The following is a 6,102-nucleotide window of genomic DNA, read 5'->3' as shown; positions in this document are numbered from 1 at the left end:
CCACCCGAACCGCACCCTTCGCCAGAGCCCGGTCGACCCGTGGCCAAGCCCGAGGAGAACTACCCTCATGAGGACTCGTCGCACCTTCGCCGTCGCGCTCTGCGCCATCGCGCTCACCGCCACCGCCGCCTGCGGCAAGGACGGCACGCCCGGCACCGGCAACGCCTCGTCCGGCGGCACCGCGGCCCCCGCGCTGCCGACCTACACCGTGAAGACCGACGTCAAGGTCGACTCGGCCGTGCTGGCCGAGGCCAAGAAGCGCGGCCAGCTGATCATCGGCGCCAAGTCCGACCAGCCGTTCCTCGGCTGGGAGGACCTCGCCAGCGGCGACCGCAGCGGCTTCGACATCGAGATCGCCAAGATGGTCGCCGCGGACCTCGGCTTCACCCCGCAGCAGATCAAGTGGCAGACCCTGGTCTCCTCGCAGCGCGAGCCGGCCATCTCCAAGGGCCAGATCGACTTCTACGTCGGCACCTACAGCATCAACGACGAGCGCAAGAAGACCGTCTCCTTCGCCGGCCCGTACTACGTCGCCGGCCAGGACCTGCTGGTCAAGGCCGACAACACCGCGATCACCGGCCCGGACTCGGTCAACGGCAAGAACGTCTGCACCGCCACCGGCTCCACCTCGATCAAGAACATCGAGAAGTACTCGCCGAAGATCACCCAGTTCGACACCTACTCGGCCTGCGTCGAGAAGCTGATGTCGGGCGAGGTGGACGCGGTCACCACGGACGACGCCATCCTCAAGGGCTACGCCTCGAAGTACGCGCCCAAGCTCAAGGTGGTCGGCCAGCCCTTCACCAAGGAGAACTACGGCGTCGGCCTGGGCAAGGACGACAAGGCGCTGCGCGACGCGATCAGCGAGGCGCTCAAGGCCCACCAGGACAACGGCGACTGGAAGAAGGCCTACGACGCCACCCTCGGCCTCTCCGGCGCCGCCGCCCCGCAGCCGCCGGCGCTCGACCGCTACTGATCCACCCGTCCCACCCGATCTCCACGGATCTCCCCAGATCTCCCCCGAGTCGACGAACCCCTGAGAGGAGGGCCGCCGGATGGGCTTCCTGTTCGAGGACGGCAACTTCGCGCTGTTCCGCGACGGCTTCCTGCAGACGATCGAGCTGAGCGCGCTCAGTGCGCTGCTCGCCCTGCTGCTGGGCACCCTGCTGGCGGCCTTCCGGGTCTCCCCCGTCCCCGTGCTGCGTGCCTTCGGCACCGGCTGGGTGACGATCTTCCGCAACACCCCGCTGACCGTGCTGTTCTTCGCCGTGACCTTCGGCCTTCCGCCGCTCGGCGTGCACTTCAGCCACCTCGTGTTCGCGGTGCTGGCGCTCGGCAGCTACACCGCGGCGTTCGTCTGCGAGGTACTGCGCTCCGGCATCAACACGGTGCCGATAGGTCAGGCCGAGGCGGCCCGCAGCCTCGGCCTGACCTTCGGCCAGACCCTGACCCAGGTCGTCCTGCCGCAGGCGGCCAGGACGGTGCTGGCCCCGATGAGCAGCGTCTTCATCGCGCTGCCGAGGAACTCGGCGATCGCCGGCGCGTTCAGCGTCAGCGAGCTGTACAGCGTCCAGCAGGGCTTCTCCGACGGGGACGGCTACTCGATCTTCGCGATCTTCTTCTGGGTGGCCTGCGCCTACCTGCTGATCAGTGCCGCCGTCGCCCTGCTGTTCCGTTTCCTGGAGTCCCGACTGGCGGTGGCCCGATGAGCAAGCTCCTCACCCGCTCCACGACGGCCGGCGTCCTCTTCGACGCCCCCGGCCCGAAGGCGCGCGCCCGCAACCGGATCTTCGGTGTGCTCTCGCTGCTCGGCATCGCCGGACTGCTCTGGTACGCCTTCATCACACTGAACGACAACGGCCAGTTCGACCCCGAGCTCTGGGACGCGTTCCAGTACACGACCATCCAGCAGCGGATCGTCGACGGCCTGGTCGCCACCCTCCAGGCCTTCGGGCTCGCGGCGCTGCTCTCGCTGGTGCTGGGCGCGCTGCTGGCCGCCGGACAGCTCTCCGACCACCGGCCGGTGCGCTGGGTCTGCGTCTCCGTGGTCCAGTTCTTCCGGGCGATGCCGCTGCTGATCCTGATCGTCGCGCTCTACTACGGCTTCTTCGCCAAGGAGCCGATGTGGGCCCTGGTGCTCGGCCTCACCCTCTACAACGGCTCGGTCCAGGCGGAGATCATCCGCAGCGGCGTCAACGCGGTGCCGCGCGGCCAGGGCGAGGCGGCCTACGCGCTCGGTATGCGCAAGACCCAGGTGATGACCGGCATCCTGGTCCCGCAGGCGGTCCGCTCGATGCTGCCCACGATGATCGGCCAGCTGGTCGTCACCCTCAAGGACACCTCGCTGGGCGCCATCATCACCTACCACGAGCTGCTCTTCGTGGGTAAGGCCATCGCCACCCAGCCGCTCAACTCCGCGGGCTTCCCCTACATCCCCGTGGTCCTGGTGATCGGCCCCGTCTACATCGCGATGTGCCTCCTGCTCACCGCGCTCGCCCGGTGGATCGAGGCACGTGGCCGACGCGGCGCGAACCGGCGCACTTCAGCTGCTGCTTGACGGACACGCAGGTGAACTGTTGCATTGCTCTTCGTGACACCATCCGGGAGCATCCACGCGGCATATGACGGCAGGCTGACGGCCGGTCCGTGCTCCGAGATCCACGGCGCCCGCCCGGGCCCGGAGGGACCGGCATGGACCCGGTGATCGTGGTCGGGGCCGGGCCGGTCGGCCTGGCCCTGGCCCTCGCCCTGGCCCGGCACGAGGTGCCGACCGTGGTCCTCGACGAGGGCTCCGGACTCTGCCCCGAGAGCCCGCGCAGCGTCGTGCTCGGCGCCGACACCGCCACCTTCCTGACCCGGATCGGCTACACCCGGGCCGCCTCCGACGCCGCCCGCTGGGACGCCTTCGCCGTCTGGCGCCGCCGCCAGGAGGTGCTCCGGATCGACCTCGCCGACACCCCCGTCCTGCACCTGCCCCAGCACCGCCTCCAGCGCGGCCTCCGCGACGCCCTCACCGGCAACCCGCTGGTCGAACTGGTCCCACTGAACCGGGTCACCCGGCTCGAACAGGACCGCGACGGCGTCAACGTGCTCACCCGCAACCCGCAGGACGGCACCGAGACCTGGTGGCGCGGCAGCCACCTGGTCGGCTGCGACGGCGCCCGCTCGGCCGTCCGCAAACTGCTGAAGATCCGCTTCCCCGGGCGGCCCGCCGTCGACCGCAGCGCGATCGCCACCGTCCGGGTCGACCTGCCGTTCACCGAACCCCGGCTGCACCGCGAGCCGCCGTGGCGCGGCGACCGCGAGGCCACCGCCCGCCCGCTGCCGGACGGCGTCTGGCGGCTCGACTGGCGGCTCCCCCCGGGCCGACCCACCCCCGCCGAACCGGTCGACCCGCACGCCACCTGGCCCGGCATCGTCACCGGCGACACCCTGCTCACCAGGGTCTCCTCCACCCTCACCGGCTGGTGCGGCGAACTCCCGAAGTTCGACCTGCTCGCCGCCGCCGACCACACCGCCCAGCAGCGACTGGCCGCCCGCTTCCGGGTCGGCCGCTGCTTCCTGGCCGGCGACGCCGCGCATCTGCACGGCGCGCTCGGCATGCAGAACCTCACCGACGGCCTGCGCGACGCCGACAACCTGGCCTGGCGGCTCGCCCTCGCCTGGCACCTCCACTCCGGCGGCCCCCAGCCCGGCGGCTCCCTGCTCGACGGCTACGAGGCCGAACGCCGCGGGGCGGTCGGCGCCCGGCTGCGCGCCGTCGACCAGGCCATGCCGCTGCTGCGCCCGCTGCGCGGCTGGGCCCAGACCCGGCGCTCGCTGCTCACCGGCTCCTTCCGCAAGCACGCGCCGATGCTCGCCGACGGGCACCTCGGCACCGGGCGGTTCGGCGGCGCCCCCGCCTATCCGGCCGCGCCCTCCGGCGTGCCCGGGCGGGTCCCGGTCCAGCGCGGCGCCCGCAGCACCACCTCGCTCAGCGAACTGCTGCCCGCCACCGCCCCCGGGGTGCTCGTCCCCGACCTGCCGGTGCTGGCCACCGACGGCACCCCGGACCGGCTGCAGCTGCACTCCCGGCTCGGCGCGGGCTTCCTGCTGCTGCTGGTCGCGCCCGGCACCGCCGTCTGGTCCGCGGAGCGCTGGCTGGGCGCCGGGCTGATGCCCCGGCTGGCCGAGGTCGCCGCCGCGCTGCCGGTCCCGGCCGAGGTCCTGGTCACCGAGGCCTACCCGGGTGCCGGCCCGCACACCGTGCTGCTGATCCGGCCCGACGGCCATCTGGTCGGGGTCACCCAGGGCGCGGCGGCGGAGGACCTCCAGGCACTGGCCGACGGGGCCAGGGGCGGCCCGGCCTCACTCCCCGGCGGACCGGAGCAGGAGGCGCCGGCCCCCGAACCGGCCGCGCCCGGTGCCGCGTCCACCGGTGCCGCGGCCCCCGGTCCGGTCGTCACCGGCCCGGTCACCGCTGCTCCTGCCACCGCCGCTCCTGCCACTGCTCCGGCCGCCGAGCAGGCCCCACCGGTCCGCCCGTCCGGGCGCTGACCGGACGGCGGCCGAACGGGGCGGCCGCCGGGCCTACCCGGCCACCTACCGGGCCACCTCGGTCGCCCGGCTCTCGCGGACCACGGTGACCCGGATCTGGCCCGGATAGGTCAGCTCCTCGGCGACCTGCTTGGCGACCTCACGGGCGATCACCTGCGCCCCGAGGTCGTCCACCACCTCCGGCCGGACCATCACCCGTACCTCCCGGCCGGCCTGCATCGCGTAGACGGTGGCCACACCCTCGTGCGCCCGGGCGATCTCCTCCAACCGCTCCAGCCGCCGCACATACGCCTCCAGCGACTCCTTGCGCGCGCCCGGCCGCGCGCCCGAGCAGGCGTCGGCGGCCTGGGTGAGGACCGCCTCCACCGTCCGGGGCTCCACCTCGCCGTGGTGCGCGGCGATCGCGTGCACCACGTCCGCCGATTCGCCGAACCGCCGGGCCAGGTCGGCGCCGATCGCCGCATGGCTGCCCTCGACCTCGTGGGTCAGCGCCTTGCCGATGTCGTGCAGCAGCGCCGCGCGCCGCACCGGCTCCGGGTCGACCCCGAGTTCGGCGGCCATCATCCCGGCCAGGTGCGCCGACTCGACCAGGTGGCCGAGCACGTTCTGCCCGTACGAGGCCCGGTAGCGCAGGGTGCCGAGGGTACGGACCAGCTCCGGGTCCATGGCGCCGACCCGGACGGCGAGCAGCGCGTCCTCACCGGCCCGTACGCAGCGGCGCTCGATCTCGGCCCGGCTGCGCTCGTGCACGTGCTCGATCCGCAGCGGGTGGATCCGGCCGTCCTCCACCAACTGCTCCAGGGTGAGCCGGGCGGTCTCCCGTCGGACCGGGTCGAAGCAGGAGAGCTGCACCACCGAGGGTGTGTCGTCGATGATCAGATTGACGCCGGTGACGGCCTCGAAGGTCCGGATGTTGCGGCCCTCGCGTCCGATCACCCGCCCCTTCATCTCCTCGTTGGGCAGCCGGAACACCGACACCGCGGTCTCGGCGGTCTGATCGGCCGCCAGCCGCTGGATCGCCCCGGCCAGGATGCCCCGGGCCCGCTGCTCGCCCTCCTCGCGGGCGGCGCGCTCGATCTCCCGGACGGTGACCGCAGCCTCCCGGCGGGCCTCCGACTCGGCCTCCCGGACGAGTTCGGCGCGGGCCTCGGCGGCGGAGAGCCCGGCGGTCCGCTCCAGCTCGGCCGCCCGACGTCGGAGGAGTTCCCCGGCCTCCGCCGCGGCCCGGGCCAACGCGGCCGAGCGCTCGGCGAGTTCGTCCTCGCGGGTGCGCAGCCGGTCGAACTCCCCGGCCAGCCGCTCCTCGCGCCGGTCGAGTTCGGCCCGCAGCCGGTCGCCCTGCTGCTCGGCCTGCCGCCGGTCCCGTTCGGCCACCGCGGTGACGCGGCGCCGAGCGGCCTTCGACCGCCGGGCCAGTAACCACGCTGTCGCCAGGACCACCAGCAGGACGGCCGCCACAAGGGAAGCGGCCGATCCGGCGCTCACCGCGATCCTCATGCTGCCCACTCCCCGTCCCGCCGCGGCACACCGCCCGGGACCACCGCGCGGCCGCCCGGAACCGCCCGG

Annotated in this window: 5 protein-coding genes; 4 read left to right on the top strand and 1 reads right to left on the bottom strand. The window is 73.3% G+C overall.

The features are described from left to right. Window positions 1-67: 67 nt before the first annotated feature. From VR45_RS14940 to VR45_RS50055, 4 genes are all read left to right on the top strand, one after another. Window positions 68-976, top strand: coding sequence for a glutamate ABC transporter substrate-binding protein (locus tag VR45_RS14940; RefSeq protein ID WP_045940231.1), 909 nt, complete (start codon window positions 68-70; stop codon window positions 974-976). 79 nt (window positions 977-1,055) lie between these two features. After that, on the top strand, window positions 1,056-1,709 hold the full coding sequence (locus VR45_RS14935) for an amino acid ABC transporter permease (protein ID WP_045940230.1): 654 nt from the start codon (window positions 1,056-1,058) through the stop codon (window positions 1,707-1,709). Beyond that, window positions 1,706-2,557, top strand: a complete 852-nt coding sequence (locus tag VR45_RS14930) for an amino acid ABC transporter permease (protein ID WP_045940229.1) — start codon at window positions 1,706-1,708, stop codon at window positions 2,555-2,557. The genes VR45_RS14935 and VR45_RS14930 overlap by 4 nt, the downstream gene beginning before the upstream one ends. Window positions 2,558-2,691: 134 nt before the next feature. Continuing rightward, window positions 2,692-4,536, top strand: a complete 1,845-nt coding sequence (locus tag VR45_RS50055) for an FAD-dependent monooxygenase (protein ID WP_063772479.1) — start codon at window positions 2,692-2,694, stop codon at window positions 4,534-4,536. A gap of 45 nt (window positions 4,537-4,581) precedes the next feature. On the opposite strand, the gene rny is transcribed toward VR45_RS50055, so the two are convergent. Further along, the gene (gene rny, locus VR45_RS14920) at window positions 4,582-6,033 is read right to left on the bottom strand and encodes a ribonuclease Y (protein ID WP_045940228.1); all 1,452 of its coding nucleotides are present in this window, start codon (window positions 6,031-6,033) and stop codon (window positions 4,582-4,584) included. Between the last annotated feature and the right edge of the window lie 69 nt (window positions 6,034-6,102).

Origin of the sequence: Streptomyces sp. NRRL S-495 (assembly GCF_000966955.1) — a bacterium.
Lineage (GTDB): Bacteria > Actinomycetota > Actinomycetes > Streptomycetales > Streptomycetaceae > Kitasatospora > Kitasatospora purpeofusca.
The sequence above is the reverse complement of the archived record's forward strand: the minus strand, read 5'-3'. Positions and strand labels throughout refer to the sequence as shown.

Excerpts from the sequence above, each read along its gene's own strand:
- VR45_RS14940 (WP_045940231.1), top strand. The coding sequence starts at position 68 with ATGAGGACTCGTCGCACCTTCGCCGTCGCGCTCTGCGCCATCGCGCTC.
- VR45_RS14935 (WP_045940230.1), top strand. The coding sequence starts at position 1,056 with ATGGGCTTCCTGTTCGAGGACGGCAACTTCGCGCTGTTCCGCGACGGC.
- VR45_RS14930 (WP_045940229.1), top strand. The coding sequence starts at position 1,706 with ATGAGCAAGCTCCTCACCCGCTCCACGACGGCCGGCGTCCTCTTCGAC.
- VR45_RS50055 (WP_063772479.1), top strand. The coding sequence starts at position 2,692 with ATGGACCCGGTGATCGTGGTCGGGGCCGGGCCGGTCGGCCTGGCCCTG.
- rny (WP_045940228.1), bottom strand. The coding sequence starts at position 6,033 with ATGAGGATCGCGGTGAGCGCCGGATCGGCCGCTTCCCTTGTGGCGGCC.